Source organism: Streptomyces mirabilis (genome assembly GCF_018310535.1).
Taxonomy (GTDB): Bacteria; Actinomycetota; Actinomycetes; order Streptomycetales; family Streptomycetaceae; genus Streptomyces.
The window spans coordinates 5,948,852-5,974,967 of sequence record NZ_CP074102.1; the positions used below are offsets into that span (position 1 = coordinate 5,948,852).

At 71.9% G+C, this 26,116-nt stretch carries 22 protein-coding genes; 12 read left to right on the forward strand and 10 right to left on the reverse strand.

Annotated elements, in window-relative coordinates; genetic code table 11:
* The first annotated feature begins 8 nt into the window (after nt 1-8).
* Nucleotides 9-950, forward strand: coding sequence for an oxidoreductase (locus tag SMIR_RS26160; RefSeq protein WP_212727455.1), 942 nt, complete (start codon nt 9-11; stop codon nt 948-950).
* 50 nt (nt 951-1,000) lie between these two features.
* On the opposite strand, the gene SMIR_RS26165 is transcribed toward SMIR_RS26160, so the two are convergent.
* The 4 genes from SMIR_RS26165 to nirB all read right to left on the reverse strand — a co-directional run bounded on the left by SMIR_RS26165 (nt 1,001) and on the right by nirB (nt 5,568).
* Entirely contained in the window at nt 1,001-1,765 is a 765-nt protein-coding gene (locus tag SMIR_RS26165) for an SDR family NAD(P)-dependent oxidoreductase (protein ID WP_212727456.1), read from the reverse strand.
* 66 nt (nt 1,766-1,831) lie between these two features.
* Complete coding sequence (locus SMIR_RS26170; protein WP_168508554.1) at nt 1,832-2,416, reverse strand: TetR/AcrR family transcriptional regulator; 585 nt, start codon at nt 2,414-2,416, stop codon at nt 1,832-1,834.
* A 171-nt stretch (nt 2,417-2,587) separates the two neighbouring features.
* Nucleotides 2,588-2,938 (reverse strand): nitrite reductase small subunit NirD, encoded by a 351-nt coding sequence (gene nirD / locus SMIR_RS26175; RefSeq protein WP_075026754.1) that lies wholly within the window; start codon nt 2,936-2,938, stop codon nt 2,588-2,590.
* Nucleotides 2,935-5,568 (reverse strand): nitrite reductase large subunit NirB, encoded by a 2,634-nt coding sequence (gene nirB, locus SMIR_RS26180; protein ID WP_249938482.1) that lies wholly within the window; start codon nt 5,566-5,568, stop codon nt 2,935-2,937. Before nirB ends, nirD begins: the two co-directional genes overlap by 4 nt.
* A gap of 364 nt (nt 5,569-5,932) precedes the next feature.
* On the opposite strand from nirB, the gene SMIR_RS26185 reads away from it, so the two are divergent.
* The 4 genes from SMIR_RS26185 (at nt 5,933) to SMIR_RS26200 (ending at nt 9,386) form a co-directional block, all read left to right on the forward strand.
* Entirely contained in the window at nt 5,933-6,544 is a 612-nt protein-coding gene (locus SMIR_RS26185) for a hypothetical protein (RefSeq protein WP_212727457.1), read from the forward strand.
* Between the two features lie 9 nt (nt 6,545-6,553).
* On the forward strand, nt 6,554-7,855 hold the full coding sequence (locus SMIR_RS26190; protein ID WP_212727458.1) for a sensor histidine kinase: 1,302 nt from the start codon (nt 6,554-6,556) through the stop codon (nt 7,853-7,855).
* Nucleotides 7,856-7,939: 84 nt separating this feature from the next.
* On the forward strand, nt 7,940-8,593 hold the full coding sequence (locus SMIR_RS26195) for a response regulator transcription factor (protein WP_168491278.1): 654 nt from the start codon (nt 7,940-7,942) through the stop codon (nt 8,591-8,593).
* A 10-nt stretch (nt 8,594-8,603) separates the two neighbouring features.
* Complete coding sequence (locus SMIR_RS26200) at nt 8,604-9,386, forward strand: sulfite exporter TauE/SafE family protein (RefSeq protein WP_168491276.1); 783 nt, start codon at nt 8,604-8,606, stop codon at nt 9,384-9,386.
* A 16-nt stretch (nt 9,387-9,402) separates the two neighbouring features.
* Here SMIR_RS26200 and SMIR_RS26205 read toward each other — a convergent pair whose 3' ends face one another.
* From SMIR_RS26205 to SMIR_RS26215, 3 genes are all read right to left on the reverse strand, one after another.
* Nucleotides 9,403-10,020, reverse strand: coding sequence for a class F sortase (locus SMIR_RS26205; RefSeq protein WP_168491274.1), 618 nt, complete (start codon nt 10,018-10,020; stop codon nt 9,403-9,405).
* A 162-nt stretch (nt 10,021-10,182) separates the two neighbouring features.
* Complete coding sequence (locus SMIR_RS26210) at nt 10,183-10,704, reverse strand: GVDTG sorting domain-containing protein (protein ID WP_168491272.1); 522 nt, start codon at nt 10,702-10,704, stop codon at nt 10,183-10,185.
* A 387-nt stretch (nt 10,705-11,091) separates the two neighbouring features.
* The gene (locus SMIR_RS26215; RefSeq protein ID WP_168491270.1) at nt 11,092-12,762 is read right to left on the reverse strand and encodes a M4 family metallopeptidase; all 1,671 of its coding nucleotides are present in this window, start codon (nt 12,760-12,762) and stop codon (nt 11,092-11,094) included.
* Between the two features lie 157 nt (nt 12,763-12,919).
* Between SMIR_RS26215 and cutA the strand changes: the two genes are divergently transcribed.
* Both cutA and SMIR_RS26225 read left to right on the forward strand, forming a co-directional pair.
* Nucleotides 12,920-13,336 (forward strand): divalent-cation tolerance protein CutA, encoded by a 417-nt coding sequence (cutA, locus tag SMIR_RS26220; RefSeq protein WP_212728418.1) that lies wholly within the window; start codon nt 12,920-12,922, stop codon nt 13,334-13,336.
* Nucleotides 13,333-13,743, forward strand: coding sequence for a gamma-glutamylcyclotransferase family protein (locus SMIR_RS26225; protein ID WP_212727459.1), 411 nt, complete (start codon nt 13,333-13,335; stop codon nt 13,741-13,743). Before cutA ends, SMIR_RS26225 begins: the two co-directional genes overlap by 4 nt.
* 354 nt (nt 13,744-14,097) lie before the next feature.
* On the opposite strand, the gene SMIR_RS26230 is transcribed toward SMIR_RS26225, so the two are convergent.
* From SMIR_RS26230 to SMIR_RS26240, 3 genes are all read right to left on the reverse strand, one after another.
* Nucleotides 14,098-16,206, reverse strand: a complete 2,109-nt coding sequence (locus SMIR_RS26230) for an alpha-galactosidase (RefSeq protein WP_212727460.1) — start codon at nt 16,204-16,206, stop codon at nt 14,098-14,100.
* A gap of 143 nt (nt 16,207-16,349) precedes the next feature.
* The gene (locus tag SMIR_RS26235; RefSeq protein WP_212728419.1) at nt 16,350-17,888 is read right to left on the reverse strand and encodes a translocation/assembly module TamB domain-containing protein; all 1,539 of its coding nucleotides are present in this window, start codon (nt 17,886-17,888) and stop codon (nt 16,350-16,352) included.
* Nucleotides 17,889-17,896: 8 nt separating this feature from the next.
* Nucleotides 17,897-18,604, reverse strand: a complete 708-nt coding sequence (locus SMIR_RS26240; RefSeq protein ID WP_168491264.1) for a SanA/YdcF family protein — start codon at nt 18,602-18,604, stop codon at nt 17,897-17,899.
* Between the two features lie 354 nt (nt 18,605-18,958).
* On the opposite strand from SMIR_RS26240, the gene SMIR_RS26245 reads away from it, so the two are divergent.
* The 5 genes from SMIR_RS26245 (at nt 18,959) to SMIR_RS26265 (ending at nt 26,061) form a co-directional block, all read left to right on the forward strand.
* Nucleotides 18,959-19,783, forward strand: coding sequence for a sirohydrochlorin chelatase (locus tag SMIR_RS26245; RefSeq protein WP_168491260.1), 825 nt, complete (start codon nt 18,959-18,961; stop codon nt 19,781-19,783).
* Nucleotides 19,784-19,845: 62 nt separating this feature from the next.
* Nucleotides 19,846-21,159, forward strand: coding sequence for a deoxyguanosinetriphosphate triphosphohydrolase (locus tag SMIR_RS26250; protein ID WP_168491258.1), 1,314 nt, complete (start codon nt 19,846-19,848; stop codon nt 21,157-21,159).
* 91 nt (nt 21,160-21,250) lie between these two features.
* A complete protein-coding gene (locus SMIR_RS26255; RefSeq protein WP_168491256.1) occupies nt 21,251-22,516 on the forward strand; it encodes an NAD(P)/FAD-dependent oxidoreductase in 1,266 nt (421 codons plus the stop codon).
* A 144-nt stretch (nt 22,517-22,660) separates the two neighbouring features.
* Nucleotides 22,661-24,565, forward strand: a complete 1,905-nt coding sequence (gene dnaG, locus SMIR_RS26260) for a DNA primase (protein ID WP_168491254.1) — start codon at nt 22,661-22,663, stop codon at nt 24,563-24,565.
* Between the two features lie 179 nt (nt 24,566-24,744).
* The gene (locus SMIR_RS26265; RefSeq protein ID WP_168491252.1) at nt 24,745-26,061 is read left to right on the forward strand and encodes an RNA polymerase sigma factor; all 1,317 of its coding nucleotides are present in this window, start codon (nt 24,745-24,747) and stop codon (nt 26,059-26,061) included.
* Nucleotides 26,062-26,116: the final 55 nt, after the last annotated feature.

Sequence of the window (26,116 nt, forward strand, 5' to 3'; positions counted from 1 at the left end):
GTTTGGGCGTGGCTGGGTGGAATGTGAGTTACATCCCTGATCAGCGTGGCCGTACGGCCGTCGTCACCGGGGCCAACAGCGGGATCGGGTTCGTCACGGCGCGTGAGCTCGCGCGGCGCGGCGCGCGGGTCGTGCTCGCCTGTCGGAGCGAGGCACGGGGGAGTGAGGCGGGGGACCGGATCACCTCCGAGGTACCCGGCGCGGACGTGGGCTTCGTACGACTGGACCTCGGTGATCTCGACTCCGTGGCGGAGTTCGCGGCGACGTTCGACCTTGTGTACGGCGAGCGGCTCGACGTGCTGGTCAACAACGCCGGGGTGATGGCTCTGCCGTTCGCGCGTACGTCTGACGGGTTCGAGACTCAGTTCGGGGTCAATCATCTGGGGCACTTCGCACTCACCGGCCTGCTGCTTCCCGCGCTGCTCGCCACCCCTGGCGCCCGCGTCGTGACCGTGTCGAGCATGTTCCACGTGCTCGCCAACATCGACATCCGCGACCTCGACAGCGAGCGCGGCGGGTATCGGCGCTGGGTCGCCTACGGGCGGTCCAAGAGCGCCAATCTTCTGTTCACCCATGAGCTGGCGCGGCGGCTGGCCGGTGTCGGGTCCGATGTCGTCGCTGCCGCCGCTCATCCCGGGTACGCCTCCACCAACCTCCAGACCGCCGGGCCGAAGCTCGCGGGGCGCAAGGGCGCCGAGCGGGTCATGGAGATCGGGAACCGGCTCCTCGCGCAGAGCCCGGACGCCGGAGCGCTGCCCACGCTGTACGCCGCCACCGCTCCCGGCGTACGGCCCGACTCCTTCACCGGACCCTCGTTCGCGATGTGGCGCGGCGCGCCCGCGAACTCCTGGCGGGCCGGGTGGACGCGCAACGACGCCGTCGGCGAGCGCCTCTGGAGCGCCTCCGAGCAGCTCACCGGCGTGACCTACGACGCTCTCGCTCTGAAGTGACCTGAGCCCCGCCCGCGCCCCGCCCGCGCCCCGCCCGCGCCCGGCCCGCGTCAGAGGGCACTTCCGCTGTCCACCACCAGGTCCGTGCCCACGATCGACGCCGCGTCGTCCGACGCCAGGTAGAGGACGGCCGCCGCCACCTCCTCGGTCTTCGAGACGCGGCCCAGCGGCAGTTCGTGACGCACCCGCTCCACCCGCTCGGCCTCCGACTCGCCCGGCCGCAGTGACATCGTGGTGGCGGAGGCGCCGGGGCTGACGACGTTGATCCTGACCCCGTCGGCGATGTGGTCGAGGGCCGCGGCGCGGGACAGCGCGGTGACGGCGGCCTTGGCGGCGGCGTAGGCGGCGACGCCCGGGCGGCGGGTGTGCAGGCCGATGGTGGAGGCGAGGTTGACGATCGCGCCGCCGGACGGCTGCTTGCGCATCTGCCGGATCTCCGCCTGAAGGGCGAGGAACACGCCGGTGACGTTGATGTCCAGTTCGGCGTGCCAGTCGGCTTCCGGGAGGTCGGCCAGCGGCGTTCCGCCGTGGAAGACGGCCGCGTTGTTCACCGCCACGTCCAGGGAGCCGAAACGGTCGACGGCCGCCTCGACGAGGGCGCGCACCTCGTCCGAGCGTGACACGTCCGCGGTCACCGCCAGCGCCTTTTTGCCCTGGGCCTCGATCAGCGCGACGGTCTCGTCGAGCGATGCGGCGGTGCGGCCGGCGACGACCACCTGCGCGCCCTCCGCGGCGAACGCCAGGGCGGTGGTCCTGCCTATGCCGGAACCGGCGCCCGTGACGAGGACGGTCTTTTCCGAGAAGCGTGTGGCCATTCAGGATCCCCTTATTTGACCGATCGGTTCAGTATGAAGGTGTGCGCGGGCCCTGGGGTGCGGTCTTCAGTCGAGCAGCGTCAGCGCCTGTTCCGCCGCGTCCTGGACCCGGGCCGGGTCCGCGGACGCCTTGCCCACCACTCGTAGGCCCTGCATCAGGACCAGCAGCATGCGGGCGAGGGTGAGCGGGTTCCGGTCGGCGGGCAGTTCGCCCTGGGCCTGCGCGCGGACCAGGGCCGAGTGCAGCAGGGTCTCGATGTGGTCCCAGTTGTGCTCGACGCGGCGGGCCGCGGCCGTGTCGTGGGGTGCCAGTTCGGCGGCCGTGTTGGTGACGAAGCAGCCGCTCAGGCGCCTTCCTTCGGTCGTTGCCTCGGTCGCGAAGCGACGTACCACCGCTCGTACGGCGGGCAGTGCGGGACCCGGCTGGGAGAGTTCCCGCAGGAGCTGCGGATTGCGCGCCTGCTGATAGCGGTCCAGTGCCTTCAGGTACAGCTCGTGCTTGTTGCCGAAGGTCGCGTAGATGCTGGCGCGGCCGACGCCGAGGTGCTCGACGAGGTCCGTCATCGATGTCGCCTCGTAGCCGCGTCGCCAGAACAGTTCCAGGGCCGACTGCAGTGCGGCGTCCGGGTCGAATTCCTTGGTTCTGGCCATGCGAAGGACCGTAAGGCAATCGAGAATGATCGGTCAAGTAAGACCGGGGTGACGGCGGGCGCGAGGAGGTCCCGGTCACCCCGGCCGTCAGGAAATGGCGGTCAGGAAACAGGCGTCAAGAAGTGGCGGTCAGGAAACAGGCGTCAAGAAGTGGCGGTCAGGAAACGGCCGTCAGGAAATCCGGACCTCGTACGTCGTCACCCGTACCGTCTCGTCGTCCAGGCACCGGCCCGACTCCAGGTCGAAGCGCTGCTTCAGCAGGGGCGAGGCCACGAACGGGCGGCCCTGGTGGGAGCCGATCAGGCCGCGGGAGAGGACCGCCGCGCCGCTGAACGGATCGCGGTTGTCGATGGCGTACATCCGGCCCGCGCGGTCGAGGAAGACGGCCGCCTGGCCGCCGTCCGGGAGCAGGGCGGCGACTCCGCGGCCCGGCGTCAGCGCGGACAGGTCGCAGAGGGCCAACCAGGAGTCCGTCAGGCGTAGTTGGACCGTGAGGGTGGTCGTTTCGGGTGCCAGGGTCATCGCTGGGCGCTTCCTTCCAGGGCTTCCGAGGGGCGGCGGCCGATGCTCAGCAGCGGCAGGTCCGGCTTGATCTGGTCGCGCTCGGGGACGAAACCGACGACCGGGTCGGGGGTGTCCGGGGCGTTCACGAAGGACACGAACCGGGCCAGTTTCTCGGGGTCGTTGATGGTCTCGGCCCACTCGTCGCGGTAGGCGGCGACATGCGCGGACATCAGCGACTCCAGTTCCTCGCAGATGCCGAGTGAGTCCTCCACGACCACCTCGCGTACGTGGTCCAGGCCGCCCGGAATCCGCTCCAGCCAGGTCGACGTGCGCTCCAGGCGGTCCGCGGTGCGGATGTAGAACATCAGGAACCGGTCGATCAGGCGGACGAGTTCGGCGTCCGAGAGGTCCTGCGCGAGCAGGTCCGCGTGGCGCGGGGTGGCGCCGCCGTTGCCGCCGACGTACAGGTTCCAGCCGGCGGCTGTGGCGATGATGCCGAAGTCCTTGGACTGGGCCTCGGCGCACTCGCGGGCGCATCCGGAGACCGCCGACTTGAGCTTGTGCGGGGAGCGCAGCCCCCGGTAGCGCAGCTCCAGGTCGATGGCCATGCGGACGGAGTCCTGGACGCCGTAGCGGCACCAGGTCTGGCCGACGCAGGATTTGACCGTGCGCAGGGACTTTCCGTAGGCGTGGCCCGACTCGAAGCCCGCGTCCACCAGCCTTGCCCAGATGAGGGGGAGTTGCTCGACCCGCGCGCCGAACAGGTCGATGCGCTGGCCGCCCGTGATCTTCGTGTAGAGACCGAAGTCCCGGGCCACCTCGCCGATCACGATCAGCTTCTCCGGGGTGATCTCGCCGCCGGGGATGCGCGGCACGATCGAATACGAGCCGTTCTTCTGGAGGTTGGCGAGGAAATGGTCGTTGGTGTCCTGGAGGGCCGCCTGCTCGCCGTCCAGGACATAGCCGCTGGCGCCGATGGTCGGGGCGAGGGAGGCGATGATCGAGGCGACGGCCGGCTTGCAGACCTCGCAGCCCTCGCCGCCCCGGGCGCCCTCACGGCCGTAGCGGTCCAGCAGGACCTGGAAGGAGGGGATGCGCAGCGCGAGGGCGATCTCGTACAGCTCCTCGCGGGTCTGGGAGAAGCAGCCGCACAGTCCGTGGTCGACCTCGACGCCGCTCGCCTCCAGCTCCTCGTTGACGAGCTGGCCGAGGACCTTGACGCAACTCCCGCAGCCCGTACCAGCCTTGGTGCACTTCTTGACCTCGGGCACGGTGGTGCAGGAGTGCTCGGTGACCGCGCCGCGGACCGTGCCCTTGGTGACGTTGTGGCAGGAGCAGATGACCGCGGAGTCGGGGAGCGCGGAGGGGCCGAGCGCGACCGGGGCGCCCGCGCCCGCCGGGAGCACCAGTTGCTCGGGGGCGATCGGCGGCACGGAGCCGGTGAAGGCCCGCAGGGTGCCGTACGCCTCCGCGTCGCCGACGAGGATGCCGCCGAGCAGTTCGCCGTCACGGCCGATGACCAGCTTCTTGTACGTGCCCGAGCGCGAGTCGGAGTAGACGACGTCGAGGCAGTCGGAGGTGGCGCCGTGCGCGTCGCCGAAGGACGCGACGTCGACGCCGAGCAGCTTCAGCTTCGTGGAGAGGTCGGCGCCCGTGAAGCTGGCCTCGTCCGCGGCGATCGTCGCGGCGGCCGTCTCGGCCATCTCGTAGCCGGGCGCGACCAGGCCGTACACCCGGCCGTCCGAGGCGAGGGCGCACTCGCCGATCGCGAACACGTGCGGGTCCGAGGTGCGGCACTGGTCGTCGACCGTGATGCCGCCACGCTCGCCGACCGTGAGCCCGGTGTCGCGGGCGAGCTGGTCGCGCGGGCGGACGCCGGCCGAGAACACCACGAGATCCGTGGGGAGTTCGGAGCCGTCGGAGAGCTTCATCCCGGTCACGGCGCCGTCGTCGCCGGTGACGATCTCCTGGGTGCCCGTGCCCGTGTGCACGGTCAGGCCCATGTCCTGGATGGTGCGCAGGAGCGCCGCGCCGCCGCCCTCGTCGACCTGCACGGGCATCAGACGCGGCGCGAACTCCACGATGTGCGTGGTCAGTCCGAGCCCCTTCAGCGCGCCCGCGGCTTCGAGTCCGAGCAGGCCGCCGCCGACCACCGCACCGGTCGTCGCCCTCGCCTTCGCGTACTCCTCGATGGCGAGCAGGTCCTCGATGGTGCGGTACACGAAGCAGCCCCCGGCGTCCTTGCCGGGCACCGGCGGGACGAAGGGGTACGAGCCGGTGGCGAGGACCAGGGTGTCGTACGTGATGACCAGACCCGAGCGCGCCGTGACCTGCCTGGCCTCCCGGTCGATCGTCTCCGCCGGGTCGCCGAGGTGCAGTTCGATGCCGTGCGCGGTGATGAACTCGGCGTCGGTGAGGGAGAGTTCCTCCGGAGTGCGGCCCGAGAAGTACGAGGTGAGCCGGACGCGGTCGTACGCCGGGCGCGGCTCCTCGCACAGCACGACCACACGGTGCGTGGCGGTCAGGCCGCGTTCGGCGAGCGCTTCGAGGAAGCGCTGGCCGACCATGCCATGGCCGACGAGCACGATGGTGTGCGCGCTGCCGTCGGTGGCGTTCGCCGCCGTCGTCATCGTCGTGTCCGTGGACATTCAGGAGCCTCCGTCGTTGGTGAGCAGGTGGAGCAGCGGGGCGCTGTCCGCGGGGGAGCGGTGCGGTTCCCTCCCGGGCCGAGGGCGAGGGCCGGCCGGGTCAGGGAGCGGGCGCATTCGAGGTCATGCACCGCAGCCTGCGACGCCGGTGTTACCCGGTCGCATCACGGCTGTTTCCCGGGAGGAACGCTGCCCTCAGCGGGAGCGGCACCCGGTTGTGAGGGTTTGGTGGGGTCAACCGAACCCCCGGTCCTCGTGCGGGCACGATCGATCGCGGCGCCCCGGCACGGAAGCCTTGAGGCATCGGGATCCACCCGCTGACGAACAGCGGGCTCCACGGGCTCACGAACAGGGGGACAGAAACATGGCCATCTCCGAGAAGCCCCGGCAGAAGCCGCAGCAGAAGCCCCGGCAGAAGCCGCAGCAGAAGCCCCGGCAGACGCCGCAGCAGAAGTCCCGGCAGACGCCGCAGAAGAAGCAGAAGTCGCAGCCTCCGCCGCCCCGTGACGACTCCGCCGTACGGGCCTGGCTGCTCGTCCGCGAAGCGTTCACCGCGGGCACCTGGCGCCGCGTCGCGTACGCGCTGCTGGCGTTCCCCGTGGGAGTGCTCTGCGTCCCGCTGGCGCTGCTGGGCGCTCCGACGGGGCGGTGGCAGCGGGGGCTCGTCCGCCGTTTCCTGGGCCGGGAGCTGTCCGGGTCCGCGCGGGGACTGGCTCACGCCACGGCCGCCGTACCCCTCAATCTCCTGGTGCTGGCCGTCACCGTCTACGGCTGGTCCCTGGTGCCGATGAACCTGGGCTGGCCGTTGCGCGCCGCAGGTTCCGACTACTCCGACGCGTGGGGAGGGCCGACCTTCGCGGGAGCCTGGACGTTCCACGCGATCGTCGGGGGGTTCGGCTTCCTGCTGCTCATGCCATGGCTCGGCCGGGCCCTGGCTGCCGTCCAGCTCCGCCTCGCCGCGGCGCTCCTCTCCTAGGTTGACGCCATGCACCGCCTCCGCAACGGCCTTCGCAACCGCCTCCGCGCACTCGCGGCCTTCCCCTTCGGGCGGAAGGCCCTCGCGACGTTCCTCTACGGGCTGATCGCCTTCCCCCTCGCCCTGGTCGGGTTCGTCCTCACCTTCGTGGGGCTGTTGGTCGGTGGCGTGCTGTCCGTGACCACGCTGGGACTGTGGCTGATCGCCGTCACCGTACGCGGCGCGCTGGCGCTCGGCAGGCTCCAACGCGCCCTCGCCCGGGGCCTGTTGGGGATGGAGATCGAGGAGCCGGAGCGCCGCGAGGGTGCCGGGATCCTGGGCTGGCGGCGGGCGCTGCTCGGTGACCGGAACGGGTGGCGCGCCGTCGCCTGCGCGCTGACCACCCCGTTCACCGCCGTCTTCGGGTACGCCGCCGTCGTCATCGGCTACGTCTACGGCGTCCTGCTCACCCTCCACCCCCTCCTCAAGCGGTGGAACTACGACACCCGGCGGGCGAGCGACGGCACGACGCACCGGGTGTCGCTGGAGTTCTTCGGATTCCAGGTCGACTCCTGGCCGCGTTGGCTGATCCCGCTGGCCCTCGGGCTGCTGCTCCTCACCACCGCGTCCTGGCTGCTGCGCCAGGCCCTCGCCCCGCACCGGGCGCTGCTCACCGCGCTGCTCGGCCCCGACCCCGCCGACCGCCGCATCCGCACCCTGGAGGAGACCCGCGCCCAGGCCGTGGACGACGCCGCGGCGACCCTGCGCCGGATCGAACGCGACCTGCACGACGGGACGCAGGCCCGGCTCGTCGGCCTCGCGATGCACCTCACGATGATCAGGGAGCTGATCGGCGCGGGGGCCTCCCCGGAGCGGCTCCTCGCCGTCGTCGACACCGCACGGGGCAACGCGACCCAGGCCATCGCCGACCTGCGCCATCTGGTGAAGGGCATCCACCCTCCCGTACTGGACCAGGGCCTGGACACCGCCCTGGCCACCCTCGCCGCCGACAGCGCACTGCCCGTCGAGGTCGCTGCCGACATCACGGACCGCCCGAGCCCGGCCGTCGAGTCGATCGCGTACTTCTGCGCTGCCGAACTCCTCGCCAACGCCACCAAACACAGCGGGGCGAGCGGCGCCGCGGTGACCGTGAGCGCCCGGGGCGGACTGCTGCGGCTGAGCGTGCGCGACGACGGACGCGGGGGAGCGGTGATCGGCGCGGGCTCGGGCCTGACCGGGCTGCTGGCCCGCGCCCGGACCGTCGACGGCACACTCACCTGCGACAGCCCGCCGGGAGGCCCTACGGTGGTCACGGTCGAACTTCCCTGCTGACCGAGCTTTCCGCCTGGCCGAACTTCCCGGCCGGCCGAGCCTTCCTCTTGACCGAACTTCCCTACTGACGATCACGGGGATCACATGCGCGTCGTCATCGCCGAGGACTCCGCCCTCCTGCGTGACGGGCTGGTCCAACTGCTGCGGCTGCGGGACGTGGAGGTCGCGGCGGCCGTCGGGGACGCCGAGACGCTGCTCGCCGCCGTGGCCGAGCACCGTCCGGACGTCGCCGTCGTCGACATCAGGCTGCCGCCCACGCAGACCGACGAGGGCGTACGGGCGGCCGTACGGCTGCGCAAGGAACACCCAGGCACCGGGGTGCTGATCCTCTCGCAGTACGTGGAGACGACGTACGCCCGGCAACTGCTCGCCGACCCGGCCGGGATCGGCTATCTGTTGAAGGAACGGGTCGTCGACATCGGCGAGTTCGTGGACGCCATGGAACGGGTCGCCGGGGGCGGCACCGCCCTCGACCCCGAGGTCGTCGCGCAGCTCTTCGGCGCGAGCCGGCGCGCCACCGCCCTCGACAGGCTCACACCGCGCGAGCGCGAGGTGCTCGCCCTGATGGCCGAGGGCCGGACCAACCAGTCGATCGCCGGCGCCTTCACCGTCTCGGAACGCGCGGTGGAGAAGCACATCGCCAACATCTTCACGAAGCTCGACCTGCCGCCGTCGGGCACCGGGCACCGAAGGGTGCTGGCGGTCCTGCGCTACCTGGACTCGGTGACCGTCACATAGGGTCGCGATCATGCCCGACATATCGCTGACCGTCGTCGTTGTGCTCTGCCTCGCCTCCCTCGCGGCGGGCTGGATCGACGCCGTGGTGGGCGGTGGCGGGCTGCTTCTGCTCCCCGCGATGCTGCTCGGACTGCCGGCCGGCACACCGGCGGCGTACGCGCTCGGGACGAACAAGGCGGTCGCGATCGTCGGGACGACCGGCGCGGCGGTGACGTACGCGCGCAAGGCGCCGGTGGATGTGCGGCTGGCCGTGCGGATCGGGCTCGCGGCGCTGGCCGGCTCCACGGCCGGTGCCTTCGTGGCCGCCGGGATGAGTACGGACGTGCTGAAGCCGGTGGTCATGGTGGTGCTGCTCGGCGTCGGGACCTTCGTGATGCTGCGGCCCGCCTTCGGTACGGCGCCCTCGACCGAGCCCGTCTCCGCGCGGCGCGTGCTGGCCGCGATCGGGCTCGCGGGCCTCGGGATCGGCTTCTACGACGGGCTCATCGGCCCCGGCACGGGTACGTTCCTCGTCCTGGCGCTGACCGCGCTGCTCCACTTCGACCTGGTGACCGCCTCCGCCACCGCGAAGATCGTCAACTGCTGCACCAACGCGGGCGCCCTCGCGACCTTCGCCTGGAAGGGCACCGTGTACTGGCAACTGGCCGCGCTGATGGCCGTGTTCAACCTGGTGGGCGGCACGGTGGGGGCGCACACCGCGCTCAAGAGGGGCAGCGGGTTCGTCCGGGTGGTGCTGCTGACGGTGGTGTTCGCGCTGGTGGCGAATCTGGCGTACCAGCAGTGGATCGCGTAGGCGCCGCGGATGCCGGTCAGCGGCTGCCGGTGAGGTGGGCGAAGACGACCACGTTCCCCTGGTACCCGGTGGCCTTCGAGTAGTCGCCGCCGCAGGTGATGACACGCAGTTCGGGGCGGGACGCGGCGCCGTACACCTTCTCGTCCGGGAAGTCGCGGGCGGCGTACACCTCGACGGCGTCGACGGCGAAGAGCGCGGTGCCGCCGTCGCGGCGTGCCACCTCGATGGCGCTGCCCTTCTTGAGGGCGCCGAGGTTGTAGAAGACGGCGGGGCCGTTGGCGTTGTCGACGTGGCCCGCGACGATGGCGGTGCCCCGCTCGCCGGGGGTGGTGCCGGCCTGGTACCAGCCCGCGAGGTTCTTCTGCCCGGCGGGCGGGACGTCCAGGCTGCCCTGCGGGGTGAGGCCGAGGCCCATCAGCGGGGCGTTCACGCCGATGGAGGGGATGCGGATGCGCTCGGGCGGGGAGTGGCGGAGCGCGGGGGCACCCTGCGGGAGGGCGTCGCCGGTGCCGGCCTGGGCGGCGGAGGGCTGGGGCGGTGGGTGGACCTGCGTGCCGTTGTACAGCAGCCAGGTCCCTGAGCAGAGGGCGACCACGGTGACGGAAGCTATGACGGTGTTGCTGACCCGGCGCATGTGAGCCTCCTCTCGGGGTCAGGGGTTGTGCGGTTGTGGCCGTGACGGTGGTTGTGGTCGTGGTCGGGGTGGGTCCCCTTCCCCCTCCGGGCCGCGAGGGGCGTCGGGCCACGGAGGGGGAGGGGACGGCGGTACCGGCGGACGGACAGCGGAGGGTGTCCGTCAGATCCCGTCGCCTCTCGCCCGGCGATGCAGGAGCCAGGTACCGCCCGCGGCGGCGACGGCCAGGGCCGCCACTCCCGCCGCGGTCTGCACGGGGTCGGTGCCGAGTGCGCCGCCGACCCCCGTGTTCACATGCCCACGCGGCAGATGGATCTGTTCGCGTGTGGCGGTCAGGTTCACGATCAGGTCGCCGGTGACCTGTCGGCCGTGGGAGCACTTCGCGACGATCTCGTACGTCCCCGGCTGGGCGCTCGGCGGCACCTTGAACTGGCCGATCGCGTCCTGTTCGTGGGCGCTGGGGGCGAGCATGAAGATGCCCGCGCCGACCGCGCTGGCGTCACCCGTTGCGGTGCCGTCCGCGCCGCACGCCGCCGTGTTGACGGTGACGTCGGTACCCGGGATGACGGTGGAGGGAAACACCTCCAGGCTCTCCGTGGACCCGCCGTACGCGGGCGCGGTGGCGAGGCCCACCGCGGCGACGGCGAGCGCGGTACCGGTCAGCAGACGGGCTGTGCGTCGCATGGCTGTGCTCCTCCGAGGGGGCGCGGCCGGCGGCACCCCCAAGTGCCGCTGTGTCGGTCGTGCCCCTGCCCTTCCGAGGTAAGTGGCAGTCGGCTCGGTCCGCTTCCTGACGGAGCATCACAAATACCGGAAAAGGGCGCGGGGCGGGAGTGTCCGAGGGTCCGGATCGATGGCGTTCCCGCAGGTCACCGGCGTACGACTGGTGTGTCGCGGCAAAGAACCCGAAGAGCGCAGGGCGGGGGTGCGAACGGGTGACGGGGGGCGGGTGGGAGATACCTTGACCTCAAGGATGGTTGAGCCTGTCCCCGACCGCTCCCGCTGCCCCGGCGCGAGCGTGTGCCGCACGCGCCGGGGCTGCCGGTCGAGGCCCTTCCGGGCGCCCGACGTTCAGCTCACGGACACCGCGGACCAGGCCGCCGCCACCGCGTTGTACTCCGTGCTCCCGGCCCCGTACAGGTCCTTCGCAGCGCTCAGCGTCGCCGTCCGCGCGCCCGCGTAGTTCGTCGAGGACGTCATGTAGACCGTCAGCGCGCGGTACCAGATCGCACCGAGCTTGTCCCGGCCGATGCCGGTGACCGTCGAGTTGTTGCAGGTGGGGGAGTTGTAGCTGACCCCGTTGATGGTCTTCGCGCCACTGCCCTCGGCGAGCAGGTACGCGAAGTGGTTCGCGACACCGGACGAGTAGTGGACGTCGAGATTGCCGACCGAGGAGCTCCAGCAGTCCGCCGAGTTGCCGTCCTTGGAGGGCCGGTCCATGAACCGCAGGGCCGCCTTGCCGAAGCCGGAGCGGACGATCTTCTCGCCGATCAGATAGTCCCCGGGGTCGGTGGAGTTGTGCGCGTAGAACTCCACCAGCGTGCCGAAGATGTCGGAGGTCGCCTCGTTCAGACCGCCGGACTCTCCCGAGTACGTCAGCGCCGCCGTCTTCGACGTGACACCGTGGGACATCTCGTGACCGGCCACGTCGAGCGCGACCAGCGGCCCGAGCGTGGTCCCGTCACCGTCCCCGTACGTCATGCAGAAGCAACTGTCGTCCCAGAACGCGTTGTTGTAGTTGCTGCCGTAGTGGACGCGGTTGAACGAGCCCTTGCCGTCGCCCGCGATGCCGGTACGGCCGTGGACGTTCTTGTAGTAGTCCCAGGTCTCGTTCGTGCCGTACTGGGCGTCGACCGCGGCCGAGGAACGGTCCGAAGCCGCCCCGGTTCCCCAGTGGTTGTCGGCGTCCGTGAAGAGGGTCGCCGGGGCGCGGCTGACGCAGACCCCGAAGATGCACAGGTCCGTCTTGTTCGCCGCGTCGCCCGTGTACGTGTTTCCGCGCGTCGGGTCCTTGAGCTGGTACGTCGATCCGGACAGGGTCGTCTCGAGCGCGACCGTGCCGCTGTAGAGGGACTGGCCGTCACCCGTCGCCGTCTCGATGCTGTCCCACGCGTCGATCTGCCGCCCGGTGCGGGCGTCGGTCAGCACCGTGCGGGCGACCGGGTTGCCCAGCGAGTCCTGGCCCACCACGTTGGTGCGCCAGGCCAGCCGGGGCGCGCCGTGCAGGGCGTCCACGACGAGCTGGGGCTTGGCCGTCACCTTCTTCAGCGTCTCGCCGAGGTGCGCGGCGCGCAGCGCGGCGGTGGCCAGGTCGGCGGCCTCGGGGGCGGCGAGCGCGGGCCTGGTGGTGGGCACGGAGAGGTCGCGGGAGGTGGCCCGGTTCGCTCCGCGGTAGGAGCCGTCGGGGTCGAGGTGCACCACGAAGTCGCCGCCCAGGACCGGCAGTTCCCGGTACGTACGGTCGTAGCGCACATGCTGGTCGCCGTTCGCGTCGACAACCACGTCACGGACGCTGGTGCCCTCGGCGGAGGTCAGGCCCAGCCGGGCGGCCTCCTTCACCAGGGCCGCGGCGGCGTTGTCGATCGCGGTGGCGCGGCTGGGCCGGCCGGCGGCGCCCGCGGTGGGGGTAAGTGCGGCCGCCAGCAGGGCGGTGGCGGCCGCGGCCACACCGGCCGCGGCCAGGCGGGAGCCTCGGGTGTGAGGTCGGGTACCTCGGGTCTGCCGTATCCGGATCCGACTCATCGGTCTCCTCGGGGAGGGGCGCTCAGACGCGTGGGGGCGCTGATGTCGAATCAGAGTTAAAGGTCCATGACATGTCATGTCCATAGCGCGTGCGTGATGTGCGCGAGGTGCGGCGAGAATCGTTTCTGCACCCTCACGAAAGGAGACGATCATGGAGATGGCCGCCGGGGCGGGCACCGGAACGGCCGCTGGGACGGCTGCCTGGCTGACCGTGCTGACCACGACCGACGCCCCCGAGAAGGCGGAGGCGCTCGCACGCGGTGCGGTCGAGGCGCGGGCCGCGGCATGCGCGCAGATCACCGGGCCGGTGACGTCCGTCTACCGGTGGAAGGGGGCGGTGGAGACGGCGAGCGAGTGGCAGGTGCTGTTCAAGACGACGGGTGCGCGGTACGACGCGCTGGAGGCGTATCTCCTCGCGGCGCACGACTACGACACCCCCGAGATCATCGCGACGCCCGTCGTCCGGGGGAGCGCGGACTATCTGCGGTGGGTCGAGGAGGAGACCGTGGCGGAGGAGAGCATGGAGGCGGAGAGCGTGACGGAGGAGACCGTGGCGGAGGAGACCGCCGAGTGATCGTCCCCTTCTTCGTCTACGGCACCCTGCGCCCCGGTGGGCACAACCACGACCTGTTCCTCCGCGGACGTACGGAGTCGGAGGAGCCCGGACGGATGCGGGGAGCCGTGCTGTACGAAGGGCCCGGATATCCCTACGCCGTCGAGGAGCCCGGAGGTGTCGTGCGCGGGGAGTTGGTCACCGCGCTCCCGGAGGCGTACGGGCAGTTGCTCGGCGCGCTCGACCGGCTGGAGGAGTACGTGCCGGGCGACCCCCGCAACCTGTACGAGCGGGTGGCGCGGGAGGTGACCCGCGCGGACGGCACGGCCGTACGGGCCTGGGTGTACGTGGCCGCCCCCGCCGTCGCCGCGCGGCTGCGGGCCGGCGGCACGCTCATCGAGGGCGGGGACTGGCACATCCGTCCTTGAGGGCACGGGCGCACCTGTCCTTGAGGAGCCCACTCGTGCGGGTGGCGAGTCCGCGTGACTCCGCGCGCCCCCACGGTCGCGCCCCGGGCCGCCCTAGGGTCCCGCCATGACCGACAGCGACATCACCCGGCGCCGTCTCCTCGCGCTGGGCGGCGCGGGTGCGGGGGCCGCTCCGGGGCTCGGGATCAACTCGTGCTCGTCGAGTCCCTCGGACCCCCCCCGTCCCCGACGAACTCCCTGTCCCCGACGAACCCCTCGTCCCCGGCCGACACCGACTCCTCGCCCCGGACGAACGCCTCGGTCCCGCCGCACGCGTCCCCGGAGACAGGAGGAGCGCGCTCGCCCAGGTGACCGCTACACGGTGAGCCGCGTCAGAAGCACCGCCGGAGCCTGCGGCAACGTCACCCGCAGTGCCGACCCGTCCCACACCACCGGCCCCGCCGACCCGTGCAGTACGTCGGCCCGCACCTCCCGGCCCGCCAAGTGCGCCACGGGCAGGGCTGCTTCGAGGCCGTCGCCCGCCCTGCGCCACACCAGCACATATGTGGTGTCGAGGAACGGCACCCGCATACCCAGCGCCACCCACGCGTCCCGCCACCCCGGCAGCCCCAGCGGCCAGAACGGCACCGACTGGCACAGATCGCTCCGGACGGCCTTGTACGTCACCAACGCCTCCTGCACGAGGCCCAGTTGGTGTGGTGTCATGCGGTCCAGACGCCCGGAGAGGTGAACCCGCCCCAACAGCGCCGAGCCGAGGGTGAAGGCGATCTCCTCGTCCGTGAACTCCGGCTGCGGGTACGCCCACACGGCCCCCTGCTCGGGCGGCACCGCGGTCGGCGCGGCGGCCGCGATGGGCGGGTAGCGCAGCGGGTCCTGCTGGTCGGAGGTGGACTGGAGCTGGGCCACGGCCAGTGACGCGCCGTCCATGCGCAGCCCGCCCGAACCGCAGTTCTCGACGACCAGAGCCGGGTGGCGGTCCAGGACGGCCGACAGCCAGGACAGCCAGGCGCGCGTGTGGTCGAGGAGCCCGGGCGCGGAGGTGGTGATGTCGTAGTCGAGCTTGAGATAGCCCACGCCCCATTCGCCGACGAGCCGGTCGACCGTCCGGTCGAGGTGCGCGCGGGCGGCCGGATGCGTCAGGTCCAGCTGGTGGCGGCCCTGTTCGGTGACGCGCACACCGCCTTCGTGGCGCAGGAAGGCCTCGCCCGGCAGCTCGGTGGCGAGCGGACTGCGGACGCCGATCACCTCCGGTTCCAGCCACAGCCCCGGCACCATCCCGCGCTCCCGGATCCGGTCGAGCACGGCGTGGAGGCCGCCGGGGCCGGGGAAGCGCCGCTCCGACGGCAGCCAGGCGCCGACACTGTCCCACCAGTCCCCGCCGCCGTCCCCGCCCGTGTCCCCATCCCCGTCCCCGTCCCCGCCCTCGTCGTCGTACCACCCGGCGTCGACGCAGAAGTACTCCGCGCCCGCCTCGGCCGCCGCGTCGATCAGCGGCGGCAGCCTCTCGGTGGTCGGGTCGCCCATGAGGGTGTTCATGCAGTCGTTGAAGACGATGGGGAGCCGGTCGTGGTCGGGGTGCGGGCGACGGATTCGGCGGCGGTAGTCGGTCAGCGCGGTGAGCGCTCCCTCGAAGCCGTCGCCGAGCGCGAGGGCCGCGTACTCGGAGACGAACTCCGCGCCGGGGGACAGGACGTGACGCCACTGGTGGTCGTCCGCGGTCGGACCGCTCAGGGAGAGGTACGTGTGGTGGTCCGCCTCGCCCGCCTCCCACAGCCAGCTCGCGGCGGACTCGATCTGCCAGAGCCAGCAGCGCCCGTCGGTGCGGTCGGTGAGCGCGCCCATCGCCAGATGCCCGTCGGTGGGCCGGCTCCCGCGCCCGGCGAGCCGCAACCCGGCCCGCCCGTCGTGCCCGTGGAACGCCCGGCCGACGTCGGGCACGGACTCCCGCAACTCCTCGGCGTACCAACGGCATTCGGCGAGCCAGTCGTTGCGCGCCCGGTGCACGTCGAGTACGTCGGGTGAAGGCAGCGCGCCCAGCAGCAGACTGCTCACGGAGCGCACGGTGACGGGCGTGTCGCCGTCGTTGCGGAGTCGGACGCGGGCACGCAGCACGGGCACCGCGTCCGGTGAGGAGTACTCGACGAAGACGGTCAGACCACCCCGCCTGTCCTGGAGTTGGACGGTGAGGTGGTGCCAGCCGTCGCCGTACGCCGCATGGTGGGCGCGGTGGGTCAGGCGCTGCCCGAGCGCCGTTCCGGTGAAGTGCGGTCCGGACCAGCCGGTGCCCTGTCCGAGGAGGGTCACGTCGACGAGCGGCAGCGCGGCCCCGGCGGCCTCGGCGGCGTTCTTGGGCTCCGGTTCACCGGGCACGGTCAGCCGGACCAGGCGGGGTGTGCGGCCGTCCAGATCGAAATCGGCGGTGAGTGCGGAATGGCCCCAGCGGTAGCTGAACTCCTGCGTCACGCGATCCCCCGGCCGCCGAGTCGTTCCCGCACCGGCCCAAAGCCACGGCACGGTGGTTGGCAGGGGTTCATGCTAGTGCCAGGGGCACCTGCCAACGGGCTTGTTCCCAGGAGTCGTTCACCGTACGGAGGCCGGGCCGGAGGCTACTGGCGGTTCAGGGAGCGGGTGACGCCCGCCGCGATCGTCGTGGCCAGGATCCAGCCGACGGCGATCAGCAGATACGAGAGCCACTGGTACCAGCCGCGCGGCGCGAAGGCCGTCTCCTGACCGAAGTCGACGAGGGGCAGCAGAAGGTCGAGGGTGTAGAAGACCGGGTTGAAGCCGGGCGCCTCGGCGGGCTTCAGGGCGGGCGGATGGTGCAGCGTGAAGGCGACGGCACCGGTGCACAGCAGCAACAGCAGCCAGCCCGCCGCGCGCATCGGCCGGTAACCGTAGCCGACGGCCACGTCCTGCAGCCGGCCCCAGAACCTGGCGTAGCGGGGGAGGGTGCGGCGGTGCCGGCGGAGTTTGGCCAGCTGGACCGTGCGCACGGCGGCGTCGTCGCCCGCCGTGCGGTACGCGGCGGCCAACTGCTCGTAGGCGTAGGGAAGATAGCCGCCCTCCTCGCGTTCCAGCAGTGGCAGCCGCTGCTCGGCGGGCAGATGCGGGGCGAGGGTGCGGTAGCCCAGGCCGTCGATCCGGACACGGTCGGGCCACACCCCCGGAGGCACGTGCAGAAGGTCCAGCTGGGAGCGGCGCAGGTTCACGGTGCCCACGATCGGCGCGGCCTCGCGCAGCCACAGCTCGCCGATGACACAGCTGCTGGCGCGCAGGGCCGGACCCCCGGGGTTGGACAGCCGGGCGTAGGCCAGATTGAGCTGGTGGGGAATCCTCGCCCCGCTCAGGTTGACCCGGCCCCGCGCGCGCAGCCGCACGGCCCGCAGGTCGGTGCCGACCGACAGGGTCTCGGCGTGCAGGGCGGTCCCGCCCGCCGGTACGTGCAGGTCGGCGTCGTCGAGGTTCACCTGGCCGCCGACCGTGGCCCCGTTCAGCCGTACCTGGCCGTGCGCGACGAGTCCGACGGCCCACAGGTCGGTGCCGATGGCCGCGTGGTTGAGCTGGAGAACCGGTTCCTCGGCCCCTTCCGGGTCCGGGTCGTCCGGGGTGTCCTGTGCCGCCGGGCGGCCGAGCCGCGCCCCGTTGACGAACACGGCACCGGAGATCTTCGCGCCCTGGAGCCGCACCGGGCCCCTGACCCGGCAGCAGCTGAGCCGCAGCATCCCGTCGACGCGCAGGTTCCCCGCGGTGAGCCCGGGGAGCACCGAGTCGCTCAGTACGAGGGCGCGCAGCTGGGCCCCGTACAGCTTCGGAGCCTGCTCGAAGTGGCAGAACCGCAGCTGCACGGCCTGCGCGACCGTCCCGTACACGAGGTCGAGCTGTCCGGTGATGCGCGCGCCGGTGAGCTTCAGGCCGGCTATCTCGCCGTCGTGCGCCGGTCCGTCGATCAGCAGCGCCCGCAGCACCTCGGCGCGCACGGTCCGCTCGGGGCCCCAGGAGGCGCCGGCCGCGGGGTCGTCGGCGGGGTTCCCGCCGGGGTCGGTGGAGGAGGCGGAGGCGGGTTCCTCGCGGAAGTCGACGCCCTCGCCGAGCGGAAAGGCCTCCCAGACACGGCGTTCCGCGGGCGTCAGACCGGAGGGATCGATGACCGTCCTCACTTGCGCGCCGCAGCGAGGGCCCGCGCCACCCCCGGCTCCTTGGGCCCCAGGAACTGCGGATCGGGCTTGAACACCGCGTCCAGCAGGGCCTTGCCCGCCGCGAACACCTCGCGGGTGCCCCCGTAGTACCAGGTGGCGTCGTGGGTGGCGTCGACCCCGATGCCGTACGACCGCACGCCCGCAGCCCGGCACAGCGCGACGGCCCGCCGGATGTGGAAGGTCTGGCTGATCAGCACGGCCTCGTGGACGCCGAAGATCTTCCGGGCCCGCACACAGGAGTCCCAGGTGTCGAACCCGGCGTAGTCGCTGACGATCCGCCGGTCCGGCACCCCACGCTTCGTCAGATAGGCCCGCATCGCGTCCGGTTCGTCGTAGTCCTTGCGGCTGTTGTCCCCGGTGACGAGCACGGCCTCGATCCGCCCGGCCCGGTACAGTTTCGCCGCCGCGTCCAGCCGGCGCGCGAGGTACGGGGACGGCTCGCCGTTCCACAGCCCGGCCCCGAACACCACCGCGACCTCGGTGCGCGGCGCGTCGGCCGTCGTGCGCAGCCCGTCGGCCGTGCTCACGTACAGCCAGGTCACCGGAAGGAGCGCCAGCACGCACAACAGCATGACCGTCTGCACGGCCCGCCGCTGCCCGGCGCGGGTGCGTGGCAGGCGGGGCAGCCGCGGTCTGAGGATTCTCGGGTGCGGCAGGCGCGGCATGGTTGTTCGTCCCCCCGGTGGCGTCCGATCGCGTCGGTATTCGACAGATGGGGACGCAGCGTAAGCCCGTTCGGTTCGCCAGGTACCGTGACCGGGCTCACTCGGCGCCACGCAACCGCAGGTGGGAGGCGCTCACACCGCCACCGCACCGGGCCGTGAACCCCTGGAAAACACCTGACACGCCCGTGCAACCGCGCGGCAACCTCGTACCGTCACCATCGGTTCATGACGGCGTCGAAACCCTCTCACGACGAGTCCAGGACCTTCCCCCACTCTCGGCTCCGCCCGAGCGGGGGGACCCCCACCGGCGGGCAGCCGCTCGGTGGCGCCCACCTCGACAGTACGGCGCAACTCATGAACGCGATCACCAGCCAGCTCGGCAGTCAGCTCAGCCTCGTCTCGCTGAACGGGACCCGCCGCCCCGCGCCGCCGCCGCTCGTCCTCGTCGCGCACGGCAGCCGCGACCCGCGCGCGCTGAGCACCGTACGCACCCTGATCGAGCGCGTCCGCGAGCTGCGCCCGCACCTGTCCGTGCACCTCGGTCACATCGAGCTCAACGAACCGCTGCTGGCGGACACGCTCGCCTCCCTCGACACCGGGGACGGCGCCGACGGTGCCGTCCTCGTGCCGTTGCTGCTCAGCCGCGGCTACCACGTCAAGCGGGACATCCCCGAGGCCGCGGCCGCCGTCCCGGGACTGCGGGCCCGTATCGCCGCCCCGCTCGGCCCGCACCCCCTGCTCGTCGAGACGCTGTACGCGCGGCTCGTCGAGGCCGGCTGGCGGACCGGGATGAGCGACACGGCCCGGCGTGCCGGCGGAGTCGTGCTCGCCGCCGCGGGCTCGCGCGACCCGGAGTCGATCACCGACACCCGCCGCACCGCCCAACTGCTGGCCGAACGCCTCGGCGTGCCCGTCGTCCCCGCGTACGCCTCCGCCGCCGCGCCCACCGTCGCCGCCGCCGTGCGCGCCCTGGCCGCGCGTGGCCGCCACCGCATCGCCGTCGCCTCCTACTTCACCGCGCCCGGCCGCTTCGCCACCGAGTGCGCCGCGGCCGCCCCCTGGATCGCCGCCGCCCCGCTGGGCACCCACGCCGCGATGGCCCGCCTGATCCTGCACCGCTACGACCAGGCCGTGGCGACTCCCGAACCGGCCCCGGAACGCGAGCTGGCCTCGGCCTGATCCACGCCTCCCGGCGGTAGGCCGCGCCCCGTTTGTCACTGCCTGCGTTTACTGTCGGGTACATGGACGGCACCGCACCCCTCTCCGACGAGTACGACCCGACGTCAGTCGAGCGCTGGGCCGTAGAACCCGACAAACGTCCCGGCCGCACCGCCTTCCAGCGCGACCGCGCACGCGTGCTGCACTCCTCCGCGCTGCGCCGCCTCGCGGGCAAGACCCAGGTCGTCACCCCGGGGACCCGCAGTCAGGCCTGGGACGCCAGCGCCCGCACCCGCCTCACCCACTCCCTGGAGTGCGCCCAGGTCGGCCGCGAGCTCGGCGCCGCCCTCGGCTGCGACCCCGACCTCGTCGAGGCCGCCTGCCTCTCCCACGACCTCGGCCACCCACCCTTCGGGCACAACGGCGAACAGGCGCTGAACGAGTTCGCGGAGGACTGCGGCGGCTTCGAGGGCAACGCGCAGTCGCTGCGCCTGCTGACCAGGATCGAGCCCAAGCGCTTCGCCCACTCGGAAGAGACGGGCGAACTCGTCAGCGTGGGACTGAACCTCACCCGCGCCGCCCTCGACGCCGCCACCAAGTACCCCTGGCCGCGCGGCGCCCACCCCACCGACCCCGCCTCACCGAAGTTCGGGGCCTACGAGGACGACCGGCCGGTCTTCGACTGGATCCGCAAGGGCGCCCCCGGCACCCGTACGTGCTTCGAGGCCCAGGTCATGGACTGGTCCGACGACGTGGCGTACTCGGTGCACGACGTCGAGGACGGTCTGCACGCCGGTCACATCGACCCCAACTGCCTGCATGCCGAACCGGAGCGCGAGGAGATCTTCAAGGTCGCCATCGGCCGGTACGTGCCCGCCGACACCGACCCCGCCGAGCTCTCCGAGGCCCTCGACCGGCTCCTGGAGCAGGAGTGGTGGCCGCACGGGTACGACGGATCGGCCGTCGCGCAGGCCCGGTTGAAGGACGCCACCAGCCAGCTCATCGGCCGCTTCTGCCTGGCCGCCGAGGGCGCCACCCGCGCGCGGTACGGCGCCGGCCGCCTCACCCGGTACGCGGCGGAGCTGGTCGTCCCGCGCGCCGCCCGCCACGAGTGCGCCGTCCTCAAGGCCGTCGCCGACCGGTACGTCATGCAGCGTGCCGAGCAGGAGCGGCTGCGCGCCGATCAGCGGATCGTCGTCGCCGAGCTGGCCGAGGCGCTCACCGCCCGCGCCCCGGACGGTCTTGACCCGCAGTTCCGGGCGCTGTTCGACGAGGCCGGGGACGATCGCGCGCGCAAGCGGGTGATCGTCGACCAGATTGCCTCGCTCACCGACGCCTCGGCACGTTCACTGCATCTCAGGTTCACCACCCGCCCCACAGGCGGCGGCGGAGTGTGACCCTGCGTGGCCTGATCGGGCCACACCCTCTTCCCGCATCACGCTGCGTGCGGGACGCTCGCTTGGCGACAACGTTACGAGGAGGCATCAAGTGGTCGACGCGGATCAGACATTCGTCATCGTCGGAGGAGGCCTGGCCGGCGCCAAGGCAGCCGAGACGCTCCGAGCGGAGGGTTTCACCGGCCGCGTGATACTGATCTGCGACGAACGTGACCACCCCTACGAGCGCCCGCCGCTCTCCAAGGGCTATCTGCTCGGCAAGGAGGAGCGGGACAGCGTCTTCGTGCACGAACCCGCCTGGTACGCGCAGAACGACGTGGAGCTGCACCTCGGCCAGACCGTCGACGCCATCGACCGCACGGCGAAGACCGTCCGCTTCGGCGACGACGGCACCCTCGTCCACTACGACAAGCTGCTCCTCGCGACCGGCGCCGAGCCGCGCCGCCTCGACATCCCCGGGACGGACCTCGCGGGCGTCCACCACCTGCGCCGCCTCGCCCACGCCGAACGCCTCAAGGGCGTCCTGGCCGCGCTCGGCCGTGACAACGGCCACATCGTGATCGCGGGCGGGGGCTGGATCGGCCTGGAGGTCGCGGCGGCGGCCCGCGAGTACGGCGCCGAGGTCACCGTCGTCGAACACGGGCCGACCCCGCTGCATACGGTCCTCGGCCCCGAGCTGGGCCAGCTCTTCGCCGAGCTGCACCGCGAACACGGCGTCCGCTTCCACTTCGGGGCCCGGCTCACCGAGATCGTCGGCCAGGACGGCATGGTGCTGGCCGCCCGCACGGACGACGGCGAGGAGCACCTCGCCCACGACGTCCTGGCGGCCATCGGAGCGGCGCCGCGCACGGGCCTCGCCGAGGCCGCGGGCCTGGAGATCGCCGACCGGGCGCACGGCGGCGGTATCGCGGTCGACGAGCGGCTGCGCACCTCCGACCCCGACATCTACGCCGCCGGTGACGTCGCCGCCTTCCCGCACCCCCTCTTCGACACCCGGCTGCGCGTCGAGCACTGGGCCAACGCTCTCAACGGCGGACCGGCGGCGGCCCGCTCGATGCTGGACCGCGGGACGGTGTACGACCGCGTGCCCTATTTCTTCTCCGACCAGTACGACGTCGGGCTCGAGTACTCGGGCTGGGCGCCGGCGGGGACGTACGACGAAGTGGTGATCCGGGGCGACGCGGGCAAACGCCAGTTCATCGCCTTCTGGGTGAAGGACCGGCGGGTGCTGGCCGGGATGAACGTGAATGTGTGGGACGTCACGGAACCCATCCAGCGACTGATCCGGTCCCGGGCCCAGGTGGACACCGAGGCGCTCGCCGACCCGCACGTACCGCTGGAGAGCCTTGTCCCCTGACCGATCAGAGGTCCCTGCGACGAACGGCGGCCATCGACTGTCACACCACCCCCGGCTGTGATTCCCGGGGGGCGACCCCCGGACCCCCGGCCGGGGCGTTCGCCTCGCCCCAGGAGTGTCAGTCCGGCCCCGTAGAATCACCTCGTGGCTGGAAGGATCAACGACGAGGACGTGAAGGCGGTTCGGGACGCGGTCCCGATCGACGCCGTCGTGTCCGAGTACCTCCAGCTGCGCAACGCGGGCGGCGGAAACCTCAAGGGTCTGTGCCCCTTCCACGACGAGAAGTCCCCGTCCTTCCAGGTCAGCCCCAGCAAGGGTCTCTTCCACTGCTTCGGCTGCCAGGAGGGCGGCGACACCATCACGTTCGTGATGAAGGTCGACCACCTCACCTTCTCCGAGGCCGTCGAGCGCCTCGCCGGACAGGCCGGCATCACCCTGCGCTACGAGGAGGGCGGGTACAACCCCTCCCACCAGCGGGGCGAGCGGATCCGCCTGGTCGAGGCGCACAAGATCGCCGCTCAGTACTACGTGGAGCAGCTCGACATCAGCCCCGAGGCCGACGCGGGCCGCAAGTTCCTCGCCGAGCGCGGTTTCGACCAGGCCGCCGCCGCGCACTTCGGCGTCGGTTACAGCCCCCAGGGCTGGGACCACCTCACCCGCCATCTGCGCGGCAAGGGCTTCACCGACAAGGAGCTGCTCCTCTCCGGCCTCTCCCAGGAGGGCCGCCGGGGCCCCATCGACCGCTTCCGCGGGCGCCTGATGTGGCCGATCCGCGACATCGGCGGCGAGGTCGTCGGCTTCGGCGCGCGCAAACTGTACGAGGCGGACAACGGCCCGAAGTACCTGAACACGCCCGACACCGCGATCTACCGGAAGTCCCAGGTCCTCTACGGCATCGACCTCGCCAAGAAGGACATCGCCAAGGCCAGCCGCGCGGTCGTCGTTGAGGGCTACACCGACGTCATGGCCTGCCACCTGGCCGGCATCACCACCGCGATCGCGACCTGCGGCACCGCGTTCGGCGGCGACCACATCAAGATCCTCAGACGCCTCCTGATGGACAACGGCTCGGCCCGCGTGATCTTCACCTTCGACGGCGACGCGGCGGGCCAGAAGGCCGCCCTGCGCGCCTTCGAGGACGACCAGAAGTTCGCCGCCGAGACGTACATCGCCATCGCGCCGGACGGCATGGACCCCTGCGACCTGCGCCTCGCCAAGGGCGACGAGGCGGTCGCCGACCTCGTCGAACCCCGCACGCCCCTCTTCGAGTTCGCCCTGCGCCAGATCATCCTGCGCTACGACCTGGAGACCCCGGCGGGGCGCGCGGCAGCCCTGGACGAGGCGGCGCCCATCGTCGCCCGCATCAAGAACAGCGGCGCCCAGCACGAGGTCGCCGTGCAGCTCGCCGGCATGCTCGGCATCCTCGACACCCAGTTCGTGGTCAAGCGGGTGGCCCAGCTGGCCCGTTGGGCCCGCGACCGCGGTGGCAAGGGTCCGGCCCCCGCCGACGGGCAGCGCCCCCAGCAGACGTACGCCGCGGTCCGGACGCCCGCGGGCGGTCCGGCGCTCAACCTCCGCAACCCCGTCTACGCCACCGAGCGCGAGCTGCTCAAGCTCGCCCTCCAGCGGCCCGAGCTGGTCTCCCCGGCCTTCGACGCCTACGGGATCGACGAGTTCACCGCAGCGCCCTACGCCGCCGTACGCCTGGCGATCATGGAGTCGGGCGGTGCCGAGTACGGCACGCAGGACCCCCAGGAGTATCTGGTCCGAGTCCGCGAGGCCGCCCCGGACGACGTGGTCCGCTCCATGGTCACCGAACTGGCCGTCGAGGCGATCATGCGCAAGACCGTCGACGAGACCTACGCGGGCGACCAGCTGGTCATGGTCCGCCGCCGCGCCGTCGAGCGCCGCATCGTGGACGTCCAGGGTGCCCTGGCCCGCGCGAGCGCCCACGGCGACCCGGCCCAGCTGGCGGCCGTGCAGAACGAGTTGTGGGTGCTCCAGCAGTACGGACAGGCGCTGCGCGAGCGGGGCGCGGAGGCGCTCTGAGGCCGCCCTGCCCGGATGGGCCCGGCGCACATGCCAATCCCGTACGCCCTTCAATCGGTTTCGCGCGCGCTGAGCTGCGCACTCGGACGGCACGGTAACCACCGGGTCACGGACCGGAAGCAAAAAGTCACCGCACGCCCCTCGTGGCGGCGATGTGTCGTACTCCACACTGGGTTCCGGTGCCTGAGTCCTCGGAGCGCGGCCGACCCGCACGCGACGGGTTTCCGATTCCCGCGGTTCCGCCAAACGACTACGGGATGGACAGCGGCGAGGCCGTCGACCCCATCCCCGACGTACCGCTGCCGCACGCCTCAGCAGCGACATCCCTGGAGGTCGCCCCCGTGCAGACCCAGACCCTCACACAGACCGACAACCTCACGGACACGGAAACGGACGCCGAGCCCGACGTCGTCACGGCGGTGCCCCCGCAGAGGGGTGCCGCGCACCACCCCGAGACGGAGCCGGACGGGCCGACGGCGGGCGCCGTCGAGGCGGAGGCCGAGGCCGAGCCCGTGGAGGTCGAAACCGAGGCCGAGGTCCCCGAACCCGTCGAACTGCCCCGAGGACGCAGTACGGACACCGGAGGCCCCTCCTCGGACCTGTTCCGCCAGTACCTGCGCGAGATCGGGCGCATTCCGCTGCTCACCGCGGCGGAGGAGGTCGAACTCGCCCGCCGCGTCGAGGCCGGACTCTTCGCCGAGGAGAAGCTCCGCCTCGCCCCCGACCTGGACAGTCAGCTCGCCCTCGACCTCGACAAACTCGTCGTCATGGGCCGCATGGCCAAGCGCCGCCTCATCGAGGCGAACCTGCGCCTGGTCGTCTCGGTCGCGAAACGCTATGTGGGCCGCGGGCTCACCATGCTCGACCTGGTCCAGGAGGGGAACCTCGGTCTGATCAGGGCGGTGGAGAAGTTCGACTACGCCCGTGGGTACAAGTTCTCGACGTACGCGACCTGGTGGATCCGGCAGGCCATGTCGCGCGCGCTGGCCGATCAGGCCCGTACGATCCGGGTCCCCGTCCATGTGGTCGAGTTGATCAACCGGGTCGTGCGGGTCCAGCGGCGAATGCTGCAGGAGCGCGGCTACGAACCGACGCCGGACGAGGTCGCCGCGCACCTCGACCTTCCCGGTGAGCGGGTGAGTGAGGTGCTGCGTCTTGCCCAGGAGCCGGTGTCGTTGCACGCGCCGGTGGGGGAGGAGGACGACGTGGCGCTCGGCGACCTGATCGAGGACGGTGACGCGACGTCGCCGGTGGAGTCCGCCGCGTTCCTGCTCCTGCGGGAACACCTGGAAGCGGTGCTTTCCACGCTCGGCGAGCGTGAACGCAAGGTCGTCCAGCTCCGGTACGGGCTCGCCGACGGCCGTCCCCGCACGCTCGAGGAAATAGGCCGCATCTTCGGCGTCACCCGCGAACGCATCCGCCAGATCGAGTCCAAAACCCTCAACAAACTGAGGGACCACGCCTTCGCGGACCAACTCCGCGGCTACCTGGACTGACCCGACGTCTCTCGCCCCCGCCGTCCCTACCCCCCCAAGCTCTCGACTTCGCTCG